The organism is Bacteroidota bacterium (genome assembly GCA_016714535.1).
Taxonomy (GTDB): Bacteria; Bacteroidota; Bacteroidia; order AKYH767-A; family OLB10; genus JADKFV01.
On the sequence record JADKDR010000001.1, the window covers coordinates 534,055 to 554,973 of the forward strand.

A 20,919-nucleotide genomic window follows, 5' to 3' on the forward strand; every position below is an offset into this window, starting at 1 on the left:
TTACATGTTTTTACCATAATAGTAAAAACCATCATAAGCGTTTTATTTCGAATGGTTTTGCAACAACATATATTCCCGCATGGCAGGTGCCATGCGGGAGTTTTATTTTTACATAATGCTGCCGGTGCACCTTGATTAAAAACTTCGTTCTACTTTTTCTTGCGCTGCATCAATCAGTTTACTTACTGCTCTGAAAAATTGTAATCGCTGTTTCTCGCTCACCACACTTATAAGCATCGCTTTCTGAATAAGATTATTTATCCATCGCTCATTCTCGTTGCAGTAATTTAAATTAAAAGTTTGTAAACCATTAAATGTATTAAACGATAAGAATGAAGTTTTCAAAGTTTCGCTTACTACCAATATGCTATTGTTGCCTATTTGCACTTCGCAAGCATAGAGGTTAAAGTTGTTAAGTATGGTAGGTTTTTTATTTGAACGTAAAAATTTTGTACCCAACTCTGCCTGATGTTGCAAGTGTTGCATTAATAATCGCACATCCTGGCATACTCCAATGGCATCTTTTTTATTTTGAAACAGCCCAGCTTCGGCATAGTAAACTATCTGGCTCAGGGTGGAAGTGATGGTCTCTTCGGTCCATATTTCTGTAGCTGGAATAATGTTGTATAAAAAACTAATGCGCTGTGCCAATTGCAAGGTGCGCTTGCCTATATGCTTTAGCTCAAACTTTTTGCCCTGCAAGGCAGGGTCATTTAAAATGGATTTGCGCCAGTAAAAAAATTTGAACGGAGTAAGCAAATCAAAATCCATGTGATGAAATACAGGAACATCCTCGGCTGCAAAATAAAGTTGTCGAATATCTAGTTGCCTGCTTTGCTCAATATCATCGATGATGCTTTGCAGGTAATTATCCAAATCAAAATCAGGGCCGGCAATAGACTTGTATGAAAAGGTAACCTTGTTACTTGCTCTTTCCATTAATATTTCGGGCGAAATATTAAAATGCTTGCACATCAATATCGTTTCATCCAGGCCCAAAACTGTTTCTCCACGAATGCGTCTGTACGCGCTATCTGCACTTAGGTTAAGTACATCGCACATGATATCTGCTATCGAAAGATTGCCGGCATACTTCTTTAATTCGTTGATAAAACGCAATTGAATTTCGTTTGTATTAATTTTTGCCATCTTAGTTTTATTGAATTTCAATTATTGCTTTTTCAAAAATAACTAAAAATTGCAAATTGGGGGATACATACTGTCATTTACTGCAAATTTCAATAAATCGATAACGAAACAAGCACACCCTTTTGTGAAATTTCATATAAAACGACATATCCACACTTTTTCCCGTTTTTCAATCTCTTGCAGGCATGCAACTTTTGTGTCGCAATTTTTAAAAATGATTTTTAAAAAATTATAAAAAATTAATCGAAATGAAAAAGGTAATTAAATCTCTAAGCATTCTGGTATTAGCAATTGCAAGTGCGCTAGCACTGCAAGCTCAGGAAGGTACGGCTAAAAGCAAAATAGCGGTAATAAGTATCGACTATAAAAATGAAAAACTATCTCCACAACTTCTAGGTACTTATGTCCGAAACGAATTGGGGAAAGTTACTGAGTTGGAAGTAATGGACCGCTACGACATGGAATATATTCTGAAACAAAAAAATATGACCATTGATAATTGCTATGGCAAAATTTGTTTGTGCGAAGCTGGCACCGCCCTTGACGTTACCAAAATGTTGAGTGGTTTTATTGATGACTATGGACAAACCATTATACTCACGCTTAACTTGGTTGATGTAAAATCCCAAACCATTGAAAAAACGAGTGTCAAAGAATACCTCAATCTTCCCGATGAAATGGCTAACATAATTAAGCTAAGCGTAAATGATATGTTTAGTCAACCCAATGATGCCGAGATGGTGAGACAACTAACCCGAAAATTTAATCAGGAGAGTTACATTAATAATCCGCAGGAAGAAACATTGGGACTAGATGGCCCTCGTTTTGGTGCTGTGTATATTGGTGGCGAAGCAGGAAAGGTTTTAAGTGCACCGCGAAATAAAGGCGGTTTCGATGGGTATCCATACATGTTTCAGTTTGGTTATCAACTCGAGAAGCAATATCTAACTCAAGGAAGATTGCAGGCACTATTTGAGTTTCTTCCCATGATTAGCGGACTTGATCAGGGATTGTTTATACCAAGCCTGACCATATTGCACGGTGTGCGCGACTACAGGCACGGGATAGAATTTGCGTTTGGCCCTAGTATTCGTATGGCACGTAAAGCTGAAGGATACTATGATGCAGCAAACGAATGGCAATTGAAAGGTGAATATGTTCCGGATAGCTTTGGAGTAGCTAATCCTTACGCCTTGCAAACCCGCCTGGATAGCCGTGGTACACCTGTCCTTGAAGGAGGCTTTATTTTCGCAGTTGGGTTAACACTAAAATCGGGAAAGCTGAACATACCTCTAAACGCCTATGCAATGCCATATAAAGAGGGCCTCCGCATTGGGGTATCATTTGGTTTTAATGCAAAAAAGAAACAACGCAATAATAAAAGTAACAGAGACCTTAACTATTATCTCAAATAAAGAGATAGTTTATTAACTTAAACAGTTTTCACTAAATAGCTCCAATACACAAGGCAGAACTTACGGCATCAACCAGAGGCACACACAGCCGGCTGCAATATTTGGTCAATTGCAGTAATGATTCCTTGTGTATTGCTTTTCTCTTATAGCGGTAACTATATACGTTGCTTTGATTAATAAGCCAATACCGGCCCAAGCCACTTTTCAATTTCTGGCACGCTCCTATTTTTTCTTCGTGCATAGTCTTCAACCTGGTCTTTTTCTATTTTGCCTACGGCAAAATATTGTGATTCGGGGTGAGCGATGTACAAACCACTCACGGCTGCAGTTGGATACATAGCCAAACTATCAGTTAGCTTAATGCCTGTGTGGTTTTCCACATCCAGTAATTTCCATAAAGTAATTTTTTCGGTGTGGTCGGGTTGTGCCGGATAGCCGGGTGCTGGGCGAATGCCATCGTACTTTTCCTTTATCAATTCATCGTTCGATAAATTTTCGTTGGCTGCATATCCCCAATAATGTGTACGTACTTTTTTGTGCATTAATTCGGCAAAGGCCTCGGCAAGGCGGTCGGCAAGCGCCTTTAGCATGATGGCTGAATAATCATCATGATCTGCTTCAAATTTTTCTATCCACTTCTCAATTCCAAAACCGGTAGCGAGGGCAAATACTCCAATGTAATCCTGCACAAAATCACTCAATGCAATATTTTTCATCCCATCCGATTTTTGTGTTTGTTGTCGCAGCGTATGGAAGGTGCAAAGATGTTGGCTGCCACTTACATCATTCACCTTTATATCGTCCCCTTCTACTGCAGCAGGAAACAATCCAATTATTGCCTTGGCGGTAATCCATTTTTCGGTAATAATTTTCTGAAGCATGTCTTGTGCATCGGCAAATAATTTTCGTGCCTCTTCGCCACGAATTTTATCTTGTAAAATATTGGGATAGGAACCACGCATTTCCCACGAAATAAAAAAGGGCGTCCAATCGATGTAAGTAGCAATATCGGCAAGGTCATACTCTTCAAAAACATGGATGCCCGGAAGTTTAGGCGCTGCAACATTTATAGAAACATCAATTTGATATTTATTTTTCCTTGCTTCATCCAACTTGAGGTATTTGGCTTTTGCACGTTCTGCTTTGTGATACCCTCGTGTACGCTCATGTTCTGCTTTTATTTCGGCTATGTATGCATCTTTATTCTCGTTCGATAGCAGTTGACTCACCACAGGCACACTTCGCGAAGCATCGTTTACATGCACCGTTACACCCGAATAATGGGGTTCTATTTTTACAGCGGTATGCACTTTGCTGGTGGTAGCACCGCCAATGAGAAGGGGAATGGTAAATCCTTCGCGTTCCATTTCGTGCGCTACGTGCACCATCTCGTCAAGCGAGGGCGTTATCAATCCACTTAAGCCAATGATATCGGCTTGATGTTCGCGCGCAGCTTTCAGTATTTTATCGCAAGCAACCATTACTCCCAAATCGATAATTTCATAGGCATTGCAGGCAAGCACTACTCCCACAATATTTTTTCCAATATCATGCACATCGCCCTTTACGGTTGCAAGCACAATTTTTCCCTTTGCCTGCCCTTTCACTTTTTCAGCTTCAATATAAGGGGTAAGAAAAGCCACAGCCTTTTTCATTACCCTTGCGCTTTTTACCACTTGTGGTAAAAACATTTTTCCAGCAGCAAATAGATCACCCACTACGCTCATGCCATTCATGAGATGGCCTTCTATAACTTCCAATGCCCGGTTGCATTGCTGTCGCGCTTCTTCTGTATCAAGTTCTATATAATCTGCATCTCCTTTTACGAGGGAATGTGTAATGCGCTCTTGTAAGCTCAGCGCACGCCATGCTCCTTCCTTAGCCTCCTTTTCTTTTGATGTGCCTTTTACTTTCTCCGCATAAGCAATAAGCTTTTCGGTTGCATCCTCATCCCTGTCAAACAATACATCTTCAACCTTTTCAAGCAAGTCCTTTTCAATTTCGTCATATACCACCAATTGCGAAGGATTTACAATGCCCATGTCCATACCATGCCTGATACCATGATATAAGAAGGCGGCATGAATGGCTTCGCGCACATGGTCGTTGCCACGAAATGAAAATGAAACATTGCTCACCCCACCACTGACTTTAGCGTACGGCAGATTTTCTTTTATCCATTTGGTAGCCTCGTAGTAGCTGATTGCATTTTTACGATGTTCTTCCATGCCCGTTGCCACCGGAAAAATATTGGGGTCGAAAATGATATCTTGTGGAGCAAATTTCACTTTGTTAACTAACACCGTATATGCTCGTTGTGCAATTTCAATTCTGCGTTCGGTAGTATCTGCCTGCCCCTTCTCATCAAACAACATAACAATAACCGCTGCACCATATTTCTTAATAATATTTGCCTCATGCATAAACTGCTCTTCGCCAGCCTTTAGCGAAATGGAGTTTACAATACCCTTTCCCTGCAAACATTTTAATCCGGCTTCAATAGCTTCAAACTTACTGCTATCAATCATTACGGGCACCTTGCTAATGTCGGGTTCGGCTGCCACCAGGTTTAAGAAAGTGGTCATGGCATACACAGCATCAAGCATCCCTTCGTCCATATTAATATCAATAGCCTGTGCACCTCCTTCTACCTGCTCGCGGGCTACGCTTAATGCCTCATCATACTTCTCATCTTTAATAAGTCGAAGAAATTTTTTAGAACCTGTGACATTGGTGCGCTCACCAACATTTAAAAAATTACTATCGGGGCGATAGGTAACTGCCTCCAAGCCACTTAAGCGCAAGTAAGGTTCTACTTGCGGAATTACACGTGGCTTATGGTTATGTGCATGCTGAGCAATATGCCTGATGTGTGATGGTGTTGTGCCACAACAACCTCCAATAATATTTATAAATCCGCTTTGCAAAAAATCTTCAATATGGTTGCACATCTGCTCAGGTGTTTCATCATACTCACCAAACTGATTTGGTAAACCCGCATTGGGATAGCACGAAATAAAGAATGGCGCTTTGGAAGAAAGTTCTTCCAGATATGGGCGCATTTCAGTTGCACCGAGTGCACAATTTAGACCTATGCTCAATAATGGAAGATGCGAAATCGAGTTAAGAAAAGCTTCAACGGTTTGTCCGCTCAAGGTACGCCCGCTAGCATCGGTTATGGTACCTGATACCATAATGGGTAACTCGCAATTTTTTTCTTTAAAAACATCTTGTATGGCAACCAAGGCTGCTTTTGCATTTAGCGTATCAAAAATGGTTTCTACTAATATCAAATCGGCACCACCATCAATTAGTCCACGCAGGGCATCGGCATACGATTCACGCACTTCATCAAATGTAACGGTGCGATATCCGGGATTATTTACATCAGGCGAAAGGGATAATGTTTTATTGGTTGGCCCCAATGCTCCGGCAACAAATTTTTGTTGTGCCTCTTCGGCCGATAAATTATGCGAAGCAATATACTTTGAAAGCGCTTGCTTGGCAACCCTGGCAGCAGCCAGGTTGATTTCGTAGTTGTATGCCTGCATATCGTAATCGGCAAGGCTTACAGAGGTTGCATTGAATGTATTAGTTTCAATAATATCAGCTCCGGCATCCAGATACTTTAAATGAATTTCTTCGATAACCTCCGGCTTGGTTAGGCTGAGTAAATCATTGTTACCTTTTAAATCGCGGTGCCAGTTGGCAAATTGCACTCCTCTGAAATCACTTTCTGACAGACGATATTGTTGTATCAAACTGCCCATAGCCCCGTCAATTACGAGGATTTTTTTCTTTAATATCTCTTTTATTTTCATCACTACTATTAAGGTATACGATCACCTTGAATTTGTTATATCCTATTGCAAAACATACTATCTATACATGCATAAACTACATTTTTATAGTTGCCTTGCACACAATTTCTTATCGGTTTCTGATTTTCTTTTATTAAATACTTAATTCTTTTTTGCATAAATCATTTCGCGCTTTCCTTTTTCACCGGGCAATATTTCAACTTCAAAACCTACCTCTTGCAGCGCATTGCGTATATCCTCCTTGGCGCAGTATGTAACTAGCACCGAATGGCTCGTGCATGCATCGGCTATTTTTTTAAACACTTCTTTGCTCCACAATAATGGCTGATGCGCGGGAGAGAATGCATCAAAGTACACCAGATCAAATTTATCTTCAAATTGAATTTCGAGCATATCGGCATATACTTTATGCAAATTGAAATTATTGAATTGCACCCGCTCATTCCAATTGCATTGATGCATGTTATTAAACACTCCTTTTAAAGCCGGGTTTATTAACTCGCAATAATTGAGACTAGTGGCAAAGTCGGCAGACAAAGGAAACATCTCTATCGTTGTATATTCAATTTGCTTCTTAGCTAAACTGTTTTCATGATAGGTAAGCAAGGCATTGAGTCCGGTACCAAATCCCATTTCCAAAATTGAAATTTTAGATTTATTCAAAAATGGTAATAAACCGTTTTTAATAAACACATGCTTATTCTCCTGAATAGCCCCATGCAACGAATGATAATGTTCGCATATATCAGCATTGTAGATGGTGTGGCTTCCCTCTTCCGTTTTTATTACAGATAAATGTTGCGTATTGATACCATAGGTAGTTTGCAGCGGTGTCATTACATCTTCGGCATAAATCGTTTCAATCATATTACTATTGTTCTAAAGTTTTTGTCAAAAAAAAATCTCCCCGACAGTTAAGCCGGAGAGATTTAAACATATTATTTACTTCAATAAATTTATCAATCGTACATCGGCTTATCTGTTCATGACCAAATTTGGTCATGACTGGAATTAGCACCAGCACCGTGGTAAAACCATGGTCGGTTGCTAAGGCATCATAGGGCCAGTCCCTCCGCCTTTCTTGATAAGTGTTTTTTAATATTTATAAGAACCGGGGGCAAAAGTATCTATTCGCTTATCAAAAACAAAAATCTGCAAAAAAAATCTTGACATCGCCTGTTTCATCGCTTACATTGCAGTCATTATTAACTTTAAACCTAAATCAATATGAAGCAGCGCACTTTAATTTTACTAGCCTTATGCTCGGCCTTGTTTTTCTTTCTGGGAACTCTTTGTAATCCTCCCATTAACATAGAAAAAAAACCACAACAATCTACAGTTGAAGATTTTTTTAAGGTCTTTGATTCAGGATTCGACTCCGGTAACAAAAATTCGTTTGGTGGACTTACTCTTGACTACTCCACTTTGAAACAACTCTTGATTCTTCATGTTTCTACGATTTTACTCCAAATCAAGACGTTTCGATTACCACCCCCATAGATTACAGAATAGCGCTTGTTGTTGACTCTTTAAGCAGTTCAAAAATGCTGCTTATTGAACCAAGATACAAGGACACAGAACAAGGTAGGCCTACACGTTATAAATTTATTCTTTCAGAGAACAAATTTGAACGTGCAGCAGTATCAGATATTGCCGTAGGAAAATGGTATGCATTTGAGCAAGCGGAATCTTCCTTCCTAAAATCGTTTAATGAGTTACTTTTTACAAGTGTAATAGCACAAACAAGCAGTGAGCGTGGAGTAAGAAAATGCCCACCCAGTTCTAACTGTGCCCGTACAGTTTCTCCAACTATTGTAACCATACCAAGTGATGAAACTAAGATTGACTCGCTAATCCAAATTAAATGATGCAAGCATTAAAAACTGCTTGATAGCCAGGTAGTGCAGACAGAGGCATAATGCAGAAAAAAAAATCGAACCATAGCAGGCTTTGTCTGCGTGTTGTTGCATGGATGCTTCTTGTTGTGCTTAATGTGTGCAATACCTTTTGTTCGATTGCGCAAGCGCCCATTTATCAGCTTCAAACACTTCCTATAAAAGGAGTTAATTGTTTTGTTGAAGATGCTTTGGGTATGCGCTGGTTTGGAAGTAATTTTGGCCTGGTACGATATGATGGTGTGCGCACAAAAACATTTACGTTCAACATCAATGATACTACCTCTTTGTGCGATAACCGCATTTGGTGTTTGGCCGAAGACAAAAAAAATCGTTTGTGGATTGGCAGCCAAAATGGAATTTGTGTTTACAATAAAAAAACGGATTCCTTCTTCCGTATGCCTTTATTATACGACACGCTGAATCGTGTTCTCAACGAAATTTCGAATATCAAATGTGCTGTTGATGGAAGCATTATTTGGACTTCGCGCAACAGTATATTTCAAACTACGCTTGTCGATGGTGTTTTTATTTCAAACTCTTTACAGGTAAACGAAAAGGGATTTGCCACCTTTAAATACTTCACGCTTGCGCTTACTGAGCAACATGCGTGGGTTGTAACTAATAACAATAAGGTGCTGCGTGTTAATTTAGTCAACCATGTTTCGGAAACTGAAGTTCTATTAAAATTGCCCAACGGTGATGCTCTTCTTAATATAGAGGAACTGAAAACTGATTCCGGCTTTTTTTATTTCAAAACTATTAATGCAATTTATACAGCTACTAAGGATCATGTTAATCAAAATGTAATTACCACATCTGAACTAATCAAACCTTTTAGAGTAGCAGATAATACATTAGCGCCATTCTACTTTTGTAAGAACTCGAAGCATGATGTATGGATAGCTTCAGGAGGCAACGATGTACTGCATTACATGCGCACGGTGGAAAATAATTTTATTCTTACGGATACCATTTCACCTAATCAAGATAATTTATATTTTCTTAAGAATGAGGCTATCAACTATATCTTTCACGATGATGGTGGTTCGATTTATTTTACTTCCGAAAAAAATGTTTTTGTTTTTCGTACCGATGGATTGCTGTTTCAATCATCAAAGAATTTTGAAATGCTTTTGCGCACACTTAATAGCAGCTATGTAATACATAACATGGGTTTACTAAACGATACAATGGTATGGGCAACAACAAGTAACAATGAATTTATTACCATAAACCTCTATCAACCCAATGTAATTAACAAGTGGAAGCAACTGGAAGGAATGCAGGTAAATGATATGCTTAAATTAGATGACCGCACCTACTTATGTTTTGCAGCCAATGGTATTTTATTGATTAACAAAAACAGAGAGATAGAAACGTTAAACCAATCCTTTGCATTTGATGGATTGCGAACCATGCAGGGAGAAGCCTGGGCAGTATCTGCAAGTGGAGTTTACCGTTTTGGACATGGCAATAAACTTACTAAGGTTGAACCGGGTACTTCTTACCTGAAGTATGCACGCCCGCGCACGCTTGCCCAACTTGACAACAACACTGTATTAGCCGGCACCGACTTAGGTGCAGTGCTTATTAAATACGATTTGTTAAATGCTACGGCTACCAATATTGAATGCACTCGCAATTCCTTTGTCAATAGCCTCGCAATAATTGGCGATACAGTATATATTGCTACCAATTCCGGTTTAATTACTTTCGATCCTGCAACGAATAAATGCAATACCTTGATTGGTGCTGACAGCATCATCAAATCCCTATTAGTATATGAAAACAACACGCTTTTTATTTCGATAGAAGGAATTGGACTTGGCCGCTATGAGATTAAGACCGGCAAGTTGGTTTTATTTGAATCGCAAAATGGCATCCTAAGTAATGCCTTTACTATTGATGGCGAGCGGGCGCTTATGCTTCCCGATTCTACCTTTTGCTTTTCTACAGATAATGGACTTAATTTTTTTAAACCCGCTGATGTTGCGTATAGCAAACAAGAAGCTATCCCCTATCTGAATGAATTTACTGTAAACACAACCCGCCTGCTAGCTAACAATGCTGACCCTGAAACTTCGAAATTCAAAAAGGAATATTTCGATGCAGAGCCACTGGTTTTTACTTACAATCAAAATGACTTACACTTTACATTCAGTGTAGTAACACATTTGCCTTCAAATAAATTTACGTTTATGTATATGCTCGAAGGTTATGACGCAGCCTGGAAGCGCAGCACCGTGTTGGAAGCATTTTATACCGATGTATCGCCACGGTATAACTCTGTTTTTTTTCCGGGAACATATACCCTGCTTGCACGTACTATGAATGAGGCAGGGCAAACATACGAGATGCAAGCTCCAATGCGGATAGTGATAAGAACCGTGTGGTATCGCAGCCTTGAGTTTATTGGCCTGCTGTTGCTTGCTGCTATTGTTATTGCTTACTATGTAGTACGTTATTATTCGCAAATAAAATTAAAACAAAAAATTGCAGAGCAGGAAAAATTACTTGCAGTAGAACGCGAACGTAACCGTATATCTCGCGACTTGCATGATGATCTTGGTGCAGGCTTATCTTCTATAGCCATGATGACCAATATGATGAAAGACCTGGTTGAAAATAATGATGCCCATCAACATGCAAGTGATATATCAACCGAAGCCAATGAACTGGTAACACGCATGCGCGAAATTATATGGAGCATGAGTGCCAAGCATGATAATGTTGATAGCCTGGTATCGTATATGCAGAACTATGCAGAAAAGTATTTGCGAAAAAACCGTATGCAATTACAAATGCAAACCGAAGGAGAGGTTCCGCACGATTACATAGATGCACGCATGCGCGAAAATGTTTTTTTAGTAGTGAAAGAAACATTGCACAACAGTGTAAAATATTCGGGGTCAAAAGTTGTCAAAATCCTAATCACTTCGCAACCCAGGAAATTAAAAATACTGATTGATGATATGGGCAAAGGATTCGATATGCAAGACATAGGCAAATTTGGTAATGGTTTGTCAAACATGAAAAACAGGATGGAAACAATTAGTGGAACATACTCGATTACCTCAGCTCCCGGCAAAGGAACACAAACACTTGTTGAGCTAAATTATTCGGCACAATCAAAAATATAAATTTCGCGTGCATCACCGGCACATACTAAATGGCGCCCATCAATCCATGCTGCACAATTGATAGAATAACTGTGCGCTTTATCGCCAACAGGTTCTAATCGTTGTATAACATGCATGGTATCAGCATCCCACACCTTAACGGTTTTATCGCGGCTTGCAGTAAGCAAATACTTTTTATTGGGCGAAGGTTCTACTGAATAGATTGCATAGTTGTGTGCCGGAATTTTCAGAACAGGAGTTAGCCCTGTGGTTAAATCAAACGAATTTAACATGGCATCGCGCCCTCCACTTATGAGCATGGAATTATCGGCACTCACACACATACAGTTTACGCTCCAGCCGGGGCGATGAGCTTGCACCTCTTGTACTACTTTATACCGCGATGCATTTATGGCAATAATTTTTCCCTCGGCTGTGCCCGCATAATAGAGCTGCGTGCCGGCATGATACACCATGCTCCTGATTTTCGCATTCGAAATTCTTATGTGAGCAAGTGGTTCAAATTGTCTGTTATAAAATATAACCTGCCCATCTGCAGAGGCTACAGCACATGTTTCCGTTTCTTGAAACCATGCAATGCAAAATATTTCTTTCTCAAAGGGTTTTAGCAGACGAATTTCTGCATTGTTTTTTGTGTCAATTACATGCACTCCTCCCAGGCTGTTTCCTGCTAATAATAAATGGCCAGCATTTATGTAACTAAGACGATATACGATGCCATTGGCACGGGCAATAAGCTTACCATCGGTACCGTCCAAGTCCCATTCAACAATAAAAGAATCGCTTCCGGCTGTGTAAATTTTTTGCTGCAGCGTGTTTACTGCTAAACCATAAACGCCTCCTTTATGACCTTGGTAAGCTGCAACTTGCTTGAATAATGAGGTGGCCATTTTCCTTTCCTTATTTATGGCTATTTATAAATTTCCATGCGGTTTGTGCCCAAGTGTCCGCATTAATTTGTTGTGCTAAAACATGACTCTGTTCTGCCATTTGCAACAGTGTCTTATGATCCAGTGATACAAGCTTTATAAAACTTTGGTAAAGCGCTTCTTCGCTTGAAGGTTCACAAACAATTCCGCTACTATTATTTTTTACAAACATGCTTGCTGCATACGTTTTAGTAGTGCTAATAACGGGCATTCCGGCAGCAGCAAATTCTTGTACTACCACGCCCCAATGCTCAAGCCTGCTTGCAAGTATGAATACCCCTGTTTGCGATATAAACTGCCCCAATTCGGAAGGCTGTACGAATCCAAAATTTTTCACTTTTTCATGCACCGGCAATAGATGTTCCAGTTCGCCTTTACCAATGCACCATAACTCCCAATCGTTTGGAACATCCTTATGCAATCGCACAAAGGCATTCCACATTTCCTGCACACCTTTGTGTGCAGTGTACCTACCAACAAATAATATTTTATGAGGAAAGTTTAGTTGCTTGGCTGAGCGATCATATTCATATTGCTTATTGAACATGCTGATATCGGCAACATAGAGGCCAGTAAAAATGTGTTGCTTTTTGAATCCTAGTTTTAGGCAATATTTTTTTTGAATCTCTCCCGGCACCCAGGCATAGTTGAATATTTTAGGAATATAGAATCGACCTGCCAATGCACCTACGTGCTGCTTCATATTTCCCTTCCAGGGATTATCTAAACTAATAATGGTGGTAGTGATGCCTTTAAATATTTTACAAACAGCAACATAATCCTTATCCATCCAACCACAACAAAAAATAAATTCAGGATTTAATTCTTTGGCAAGTGCCATCAATTTATTTCTATCAAAATCTTTGCGTTCGTAAAAGGTAATACCCTCATAGTTTTCAAACTTGAAAGGAGCCACACTATTAATAGGATAGCGAACAATATGAACATCCACCGGGTATTGCGATGCTAGCCGCTGTGCCGATGCAATAAAATAACCGGCCAGTTCATAATACAGGAACAGTGCGCGCTTTCGGTTGGAATTGGTATTCATAATTAAAAAAAGCAAAGGTAAAAATCCAAAACACAGTAAACGGATTGAGTGATCCCATTAACCAGGCTTCGAATGTAGTAGAAAACAAAACAGCATACATAAAAGGCAATGCCAGCCTATTTTTATTAAAAACGAGAAGGTATGAGCGAATAAATCCAAAAATAAAACATACCAAACCAACGGCACCAAGGCTGAGCCAAAAACCAAGTACTATATTATGTACTCCACCATTATGCCCTAACTTGCTCAAGACTTCGCGGTATTTATCAAAAAGATAATTATCGTAATCCCATCCCATTCCCAACAAATAGTTTTCCTGAATATGCAACCAGGCAAACTGCCAGGCCACAAACCGGCCACTGCCACTTTCTACGGTTTCGCTACGGAACGATTTTTCGAGGCCCAGGTCTCGCAAGATAACTGTTATGTTATCTGTAAACATCTGATAAGAAATACCTATAAAAATAAGTAAAGCAAAACCATAGTATGGAGATAGCTTATGAAATCGTGCAAACAACAGCAGGATAAAAATGGACATGATACCGGTGCGCGAACCTGAAAGAAGTAAGCTAATTATTATTACTCCATAAATAAACTGCCTTTCAACTTTCGAAAACAAATCAGGATACTTGTCATTAACAATAAAGAAGGCAAAAAATACCACATCACAAAAAATCCCTATTCCATTGGGATTGCCAAGAATTCCATTGTACCTTCCTATGAGATAAGCCAAATCGGGGCGCACCACTGCATACACCAATCCAAGGCAAAGCAAACCGATAGCGAAAAAGATAAAGTCGCGGAGAAACTGAAAACCCTTTTCTTCAAATAGTTTAAAAAAGTATGGCGGAATGCAAATAAAGAACAATGCATAACTCATTGTTTTCTGAAAACTTTTAAAAGGATCGGGGCTGCGATACACCAGGAATAACGCTACCATAAACATGGGAATAAAAGCCCAAAAGAATTTATTGGGATGGGTAAACAATTTTCGATTAAGTAAATAAAAAACAGCCATCAGCACCATCATTACATTTTTGGTGTCTAATGTCCAGCTCATTGAATAGTGTCGGTTATCGCTAAGGGCGCAAACAAGTATCAGGCTCATTATCATTTCTGAGTAGCGTGCTTTGTAATTATACAAGACCAACGAACCACAGGCAAGGCCAAGCGCAAGGAAGTCGTTTATATAAACTCCTGCCACAACCCATGCAAGCGAAACCAGAATAAATTCGAAATAACGTTTAAGATAATCTACCATAGAATGAGGCTGTAAACTTGCAAAAAAAATTGGTGTGGAAAAACCTAATCTATGCTTTAAAAAAAACGGAAACTTGCAAACCACTTTCGATGCTTTAGATACTGCGGGTTACTTTCGTTTTCGAATGCTTCGCGTTCGAAAAAAATATTTTCATATGCCAGCTGATGATTTTGATACCGTAGCAGGTTGACCAGATAATGCAACAAGTACAAAACGTAAAATGGGAGCACCAAAAGTTCAATTTGCTGGCGCAAATGAATACGCTCATGGTTCAATAAGATGGTGTCGGTTTTATATCGTGCATGAATAAGAATAAATGGCCACAACGTTATCCCTTGCCTGCGCAGCATCTTAATAAATATGACCGGGGCCTTTATCATCTGATTTAAAAAATGAAATACAACATTTGAAATAGAAACGCTTATGATAAAATTTAACGCAGTATCTATTACTCCACATTCTGTTTGGTATAAAGCATGTCCTCGCTTACTGAATTTATTACCATCTGCTCAAAATTGATGGCAGCCTGAGTATAGGTATTAATTATTGCTCCCAATTCACCGGTTGGATTTCCTTCAAACTCGCGGGCAAGCAGCTCCTGAAGTTTTTCTGACTCCTGAATGATAATATCCTTAACCAATCGGGAATTTAGTTTTTCGCCTGAATCAAGTGTGATTCCCTTCTTATACCAATCTATTACCTGCGTTTTTGCATATTCATAGGTGGCAACGTCTTCAAGTCTGTTATTTACAATGAGGCTTGCATACCCTTCATTATAGGCTTGCAAAAAAGTAATAATGGTGCGCACATGATCGCACAATCCTTCCATTGTAACCGGAAACAAATTTATGTTCAACAAATCGGGAATATCGTCATATCCTAATGGAATTTTTTCAAGTTGATGCGTTTCAGTAAAGGTTTTTAGTATGAAGGGGATGTGTGCATAGTGGGCGGTCCAGCATCCATCAAAACCAAGCGTGTGCTGCTGTTGTATATCATTGTTGTTCTTGGTTACAAACTCGTCATTGCCATCTTCTGTCATTCCCGATGCATTCAAAGTAAGGCCACCAATAGCCAAGGCTTTATGCTTGTGACAAACGGCTATTATATAATTGGCAAAATCGCTTAGGTAGTTGTTTTTCAAATCAAGGTGAAGGCGCTCAGGCAAGATAAAATCAGGTTTTCTTTTTACAATGTTGAGGTCGCTGGTTATTCGGTTGCGGTAACCGCAACTTAAAGCGATGGTTCGATTTCTTGTTTCATACAATATTGCTTCTATCTGGTACGAAGCAGGCAATGTTTCAATAATAAAAATAGTCTTTATTGCATTATCTGCAATCTCATTAAAATTTTCAAGTAGTGTAATAATCATATTCCACCATCGTGCTTCCTGATAGTGTTCGATTTTGGGAATGTAATATTCAACTTGAATTTGCAGCATCATTTTATTTGCAAGGCAAAAACTCATGGCCAAATCAAATAATCCTGCACAAACGGGCTCATTGTTTATGGTTACATTTTCTTCGATAGCAGCCATGCTTCTTATTCTAAAACTAATGCCCGGAGCTTTATAAGCTAATCGCTCGTTGCCATTCATATATCGTGGCACTATCACCGTTTGTATCATCCGCATACCGGCTAGCAGATGCTTCCATGTATGCTTAAGGGAGTCTTCAAAATCAACCACAATGTTTAAGCCCTGGGCTTTGGATAATGGCTGTTGCAAAAGTCTGCGCATTAATACATCATTGTCTGCCGCACAACATAGTTCGGCTTTGCGCACATTAGCACGCACATCATCAGGCATTTGCCATTTACCCTCTACTTCAGCATGGGTATCAACCAACCGCTTTACATGACCAGTTTCAAGAGCCTTGTGCATAAAAAAACGTTCTGACAGCAACCGCTTACGCTCTTCATTCAACTCTTCGTGCAGCACTACCAAAAGCGATTCGAATGCCGGAGTAAACAGTGCCAATTCTTCTTTGCTCAGTTCAATACTGTTTATGCGGAGTACACTGTTCTCAATTTTCTTCTCTATCATTATGTTTTATTTTTTCTGTAACTTATTTTTTTGGGGGCTGTGGTTTATTTTTTCTTGCAACTAATTTTAAAAAACACAATTTAATGCCTTTAGTTTATTTACAATGTTTATGCTCGTTAAAATATAAGTTAACATAACCGGGAGGTTGAAAATGGTAATGGTATAAAATTCATGATAATGCTTATTTCACCTTCCACAATTTACCTACAACTATAAATCCGTTAACATTATGTTTGCCCGTCAATCATTAAACTTGGCTACCTTAGCGACCAAAATTTTGCGGTGAAAAATTACTTCAAATACCTTGCGGTTATCCCGTGCTCAATTGCGTTTTTATTAACAATGTGCACATCGTTCGAAACACCCGGAAATACAGGGTTTCAGGGCCAAATAGAAAAATCTATTCATCCTAATATAACTGTTTCGCTCAACCTTATCGCGTCAGGTTTACAGTCGCCTGTGGGCATGGCAACAGCAAATGATGGAACCAATCGGTTATTTGTGATGGAGCAAAGCGGACAAATTCGAATTATTAAAAACGGGGTTATATTAGAAAAACCCTTTCTTGATATTTCGCAAAAACTAGATAACCTCAGCATTGGTTATAGCGAAAAAGGACTGTTAGGACTTGCCTTTCATCCTAATTACAAAACTAATGGAAGGTTTTTTATTTACTACAGCGCACCATCATCAATTAATGAAAGCAACCATAAAAGTGTGATTGCTGAATATAGTGTTTCGGCCAATGCAAATGTTGCACAAACGACTGAGCGGATAATACTTGAAATAGAACAACCCGAAAGCAATCATAACGGAGGCACACTTGTATTTGGCAAAGATGGCTTGCTATATATAGCAAGCGGAGATGGAGGGGGTGGTGGCGACCAACATGGTGCACTAGGTAACGGCCAAAACCTGCAAACGCTTCTAGGAAAAATATTACGTATAAATATAGATGGCAAGGCCCCTTACGCCATTCCTACTGACAACCCTTTTATAAATCAAAATGCGCGAAAAGAAATCTATGCTTATGGTCTTCGTAATCCATGGCGAATATCGTTTGATAGGGTTACCGGCAAATTATTTGCCGGGGATGTTGGACAAAACAAATTCGAAGAAATCGATATCATAGAAAAAGGAAAAAATTACGGTTGGCGCATTATGGAAGGTGATCATTGCTATGATGCTAATGAATGTGATCGTGTTGGACTTACCTACCCTATTTACGAGTATCCACATTCGGTAGGGATTAGCGTTTGTGGTGGCTACGTATATCGTGGCAGTTACAAGGCATTACAAGGGATGTATGTGTATGGTGATTATAATGGTAAATTATTTTTGTTGCAACAGCAACAAAATGAATGGCAAAGCTACAACCTGATGATAACTTCGAAATCAACGAACGACATCGAGCATAAACTCAACAGTTTTGGCGAAGATGAGCAGGGAGAACTTTATGTGCTGGCACAGCGAGGACCAGGTCCGCGCAACAATGGAGGAAAAATTTTCAAGTTGGTATTTTCGAAAAAATAATTCGTACTGTTCAAATTTCATTTCTGATCATTAAACATGCTACGCATCAAACCCAATTTGATGAAAAAGTTTTTCAAAACGGGTTAAATACAGGTTAATGACCGTTGCGCTACAAGAAATTATTTTTTTATTTACAAACAAATTTCTAGTCATCTCTTAATACTATCCTTTTTTGCATAAAACAAAAAACCAAGTATGCGTGTAATTCTACCATTCCTATTTGCACTCTTTATTTTCCAAAGCATAAGCGTGGCGCAACAATCGAACCGTGAATGCACAGCAACACGCGCTAAAGGGAATATTAAAATTGATGGGAACCTTACAGAAAGTGATTGGGCAAATGCAGTGGCCTTTGGGGATTTTATACAATTTGAACCGGTAGAAGCAGCGGCACCGGGCATGCGCACTGAATTTAAACTCCTCTATGATGACGAGGCCATTTATTTTGCAGCATGGTGCTACGATCCACATCCCGATAGCATATTGCGCGAACTTGGCAATTACGATGATGGTGACTTAAATGCTGATAAAGTACGCCTTGTAATCGACCCTTATAATACCCGTCAAGATGCCTTCTTTTTCGACCTTTATGCTTCCGGGGTGCAATTAGATTTTAAGTGGAACGACAATCAGTTTAACACCGTTTGGATAAGCAATACAAAAATCAACGACAAGGGCTGGACAGCCGAAATTAAAATTCCATATTCATCTATTCGTTTTCCAAATGTAGAAAAACAAGAATGGGCCATTCAGGTGGCACGCACCATCAGACGCACCCGCGAGTACGATCAATGGAGCTATACTCCTAAAAAGGAAAATAATCCAATTAAATTTTTCGGAACCATAAAAGGCATTGAAAACATTAAGCCTCCGTTGCGTTTGTCACTAACACCATATGCTACGCTTATACTTGAGCGCAGCCCGTTTTTTACGACCAACGAAAAATTTGACTATACCAGCTCATATAGTTATGCGGCTGGTGCAGATGTAAAGCTTGGCTTAAACGAAAGCTTTACGGTTGACATGACTTTGTTTCCCGATTTTAGTCAGGTGGTGACAGACAAAAAACAAAAGAACCTTACCTATCGCGAAATTATTTTTGATGAGAACAGACCCTTCTTTAAAGAAGGGGTCGAATTATTTGATAAGTATGGATTGTTTTATTCGCGCAGAATTGGAAATACACCCATCGGTTTTTTTGATGTTTACTCGCAATTGGATAATGATGAACGTGTAATAAAAAATCCGAGTCAGAGTAAATTACTAAATGCCACCAAACTTACCGGCCGCACACCCGGAGGGCTTGGAGTAGGCATTATAAATGCTGTCACTGATAATATTTATGCAACCATAGAAAACGAAGCAGGCGAAAGCCGCAATGTATTGACCTCCCCCAGAACTAATTATAATGTGATATCCTTAGAGCAGCAACTACCTAATCAAAGTAGTGTAAGTTTTATGAACCTGAATACAACACGAGGCAAAGTATATGATGACTCCAATGTATCTGCATTGGGTGGTCGTTATCGCAATAAGGAAAACACCATTCTTATAGAAGGGAATGCAGCCTTTTCGCAAAAACTGCATAAGGACAGCGCAGAGGCCAGTACCGATGATGAGATGGGATTTAAATACTATGTAGGAATAAATAAAGTGGGGGGCAAATACGAATATGGTGTTGAGCAAGAGGTGCGCTCCGATAAATATTTTGCCCGCGACCTTGGCTTTCAGAATATTCCCCGCCTGGTAAGTAACAGTGCGTATATACGTTTCAATTTATACAATCCATGGAAATTTCTCAATTTCGGCAATAGTAACTTATCCTTCAACTATAACATCGACTACCTAACACGCGAACGTACTAACAGTGAAGTCAACTACAACAACTTTTACATGACACGTAAGTTTACCGCTTATTTCTTTGGTGCTGGGTTTGCGCCATTTGTAAGTAAAGATTATTTTGAACCACGGGTAGAAGGCTTGTATTTTAATTCCCTAAGATACTATTATGCCTACTGGGGCATTAGCACAGATTACCGCAAAAAGCTGGCATTGGATTTAAGTTTAAACACTTCTAATTTTCTTGATAAATTTTTAGGCCAAGGTTATAATGTTGAGCCTATGCTTCGCTATCGCATCAGCAACCGACTAACAATTAATGCCGGCATGTTTTATTATTTCGATCCACATAATGTTGGATTTGCTACTTTTTTTAATAATGCCCCCCTTATTGGTGAGCGCAGAACAAATACTTATGTACCACAAATTGGAGCCCGGTTCATCTTCAAAAATAACCTTGCAATTAATCTGAATGCAAGGCACTATTGGAATACGGTCCAATATCTAAACTACTTTAAATTGCAAAACGATGGAAATTTACTCTTGACCAATGAGTATACTAACAATGCTAGCTTTAGCTACAACTTTGCCAATATCGATGTGCTATTCAGTTGGCAATTTGCACCCGGCAGTAATCTTTCTATTTTTTACCGATATACCCTCGAAGACGAAACCGGCATAGAGGCAAAACCTCCCGCCTACGGAAAGAATTTGGCACGATTCAACAATCTGCCTTCCACAAACACCATCAGCATTAGGGCGCTTTATTTTCTCGATTGGTTATATTTGAGAAAATATTTCAAGAAAAAACAACTTTAGTTTGTTTAATCAGACAATGC

At 39.2% G+C, this 20,919-nt stretch carries 13 protein-coding genes and 1 riboswitch; of the genes, 5 read left to right on the top strand and 8 right to left on the bottom strand.

Annotation, left to right across the window (positions count from 1 at the left end; all coding sequences use genetic code 11):
• Positions 1-135: 135 nt before the first annotated feature.
• Positions 136-1,149 (bottom strand): hypothetical protein, encoded by a 1,014-nt coding sequence (locus IPO27_02170; GenBank protein ID MBK8845408.1) that lies wholly within the window; start codon positions 1,147-1,149, stop codon positions 136-138.
• Positions 1,150-1,397: 248 nt separating this feature from the next.
• Between IPO27_02170 and IPO27_02175 the strand changes: the two genes are divergently transcribed.
• Positions 1,398-2,564 carry a hypothetical protein gene (locus IPO27_02175; protein ID MBK8845409.1) on the top strand — a complete coding sequence of 389 codons (1,167 nt, stop codon included), beginning with the start codon at positions 1,398-1,400 and terminating at the stop codon, positions 2,562-2,564.
• A 173-nt stretch (positions 2,565-2,737) separates the two neighbouring features.
• On the opposite strand, the gene metH is transcribed toward IPO27_02175, so the two are convergent.
• Positions 2,738-6,385, bottom strand: coding sequence for a methionine synthase (gene metH, locus IPO27_02180; GenBank protein ID MBK8845410.1), 3,648 nt, complete (start codon positions 6,383-6,385; stop codon positions 2,738-2,740).
• 141 nt (positions 6,386-6,526) lie between these two features.
• The gene (gene mnmD / locus IPO27_02185) at positions 6,527-7,222 is read right to left on the bottom strand and encodes a tRNA (5-methylaminomethyl-2-thiouridine)(34)-methyltransferase MnmD (protein MBK8845411.1); all 696 of its coding nucleotides are present in this window, start codon (positions 7,220-7,222) and stop codon (positions 6,527-6,529) included.
• A 135-nt stretch (positions 7,223-7,357) separates the two neighbouring features.
• Positions 7,358-7,476, bottom strand: a riboswitch (SAM riboswitch).
• Positions 7,477-7,929: 453 nt separating this feature from the next.
• On the opposite strand from mnmD, the gene IPO27_02190 reads away from it, so the two are divergent.
• Positions 7,930-8,253: a hypothetical protein gene (locus tag IPO27_02190; protein ID MBK8845412.1), complete on the top strand. Its 324-nt coding sequence runs from the start codon at positions 7,930-7,932 to the stop codon at positions 8,251-8,253.
• 50 nt (positions 8,254-8,303) lie between these two features.
• Complete coding sequence (locus IPO27_02195; protein MBK8845413.1) at positions 8,304-11,423, top strand: hypothetical protein; 3,120 nt, start codon at positions 8,304-8,306, stop codon at positions 11,421-11,423.
• On the opposite strand, the gene IPO27_02200 is transcribed toward IPO27_02195, so the two are convergent.
• The 5 genes from IPO27_02200 to IPO27_02220 all read right to left on the bottom strand — a co-directional run bounded on the left by IPO27_02200 (position 11,399) and on the right by IPO27_02220 (position 16,708).
• Positions 11,399-12,313 (bottom strand): hypothetical protein, encoded by a 915-nt coding sequence (locus IPO27_02200; GenBank protein MBK8845414.1) that lies wholly within the window; start codon positions 12,311-12,313, stop codon positions 11,399-11,401. The genes IPO27_02195 and IPO27_02200 overlap by 25 nt on opposite strands.
• 10 nt (positions 12,314-12,323) lie before the next feature.
• The gene (locus tag IPO27_02205) at positions 12,324-13,403 is read right to left on the bottom strand and encodes a glycosyltransferase family 4 protein (GenBank protein ID MBK8845415.1); all 1,080 of its coding nucleotides are present in this window, start codon (positions 13,401-13,403) and stop codon (positions 12,324-12,326) included.
• A complete protein-coding gene (locus IPO27_02210) occupies positions 13,357-14,664 on the bottom strand; it encodes an O-antigen ligase family protein (protein ID MBK8845416.1) in 1,308 nt (435 codons plus the stop codon). Before IPO27_02210 ends, IPO27_02205 begins: the two co-directional genes overlap by 47 nt.
• Before the next feature lie 56 nt (positions 14,665-14,720).
• Entirely contained in the window at positions 14,721-15,044 is a 324-nt protein-coding gene (locus tag IPO27_02215) for a hypothetical protein (protein MBK8845417.1), read from the bottom strand.
• Between the two features lie 68 nt (positions 15,045-15,112).
• Positions 15,113-16,708, bottom strand: coding sequence for a hypothetical protein (locus IPO27_02220; protein MBK8845418.1), 1,596 nt, complete (start codon positions 16,706-16,708; stop codon positions 15,113-15,115).
• A gap of 342 nt (positions 16,709-17,050) precedes the next feature.
• On the opposite strand from IPO27_02220, the gene IPO27_02225 reads away from it, so the two are divergent.
• A complete protein-coding gene (locus IPO27_02225) occupies positions 17,051-18,241 on the top strand; it encodes a PQQ-dependent sugar dehydrogenase (protein ID MBK8845419.1) in 1,191 nt (396 codons plus the stop codon).
• 195 nt (positions 18,242-18,436) lie between these two features.
• Positions 18,437-20,899 carry a carbohydrate binding family 9 domain-containing protein gene (locus IPO27_02230; protein ID MBK8845420.1) on the top strand — a complete coding sequence of 821 codons (2,463 nt, stop codon included), beginning with the start codon at positions 18,437-18,439 and terminating at the stop codon, positions 20,897-20,899.
• Positions 20,900-20,919 lie beyond the last annotated feature (20 nt).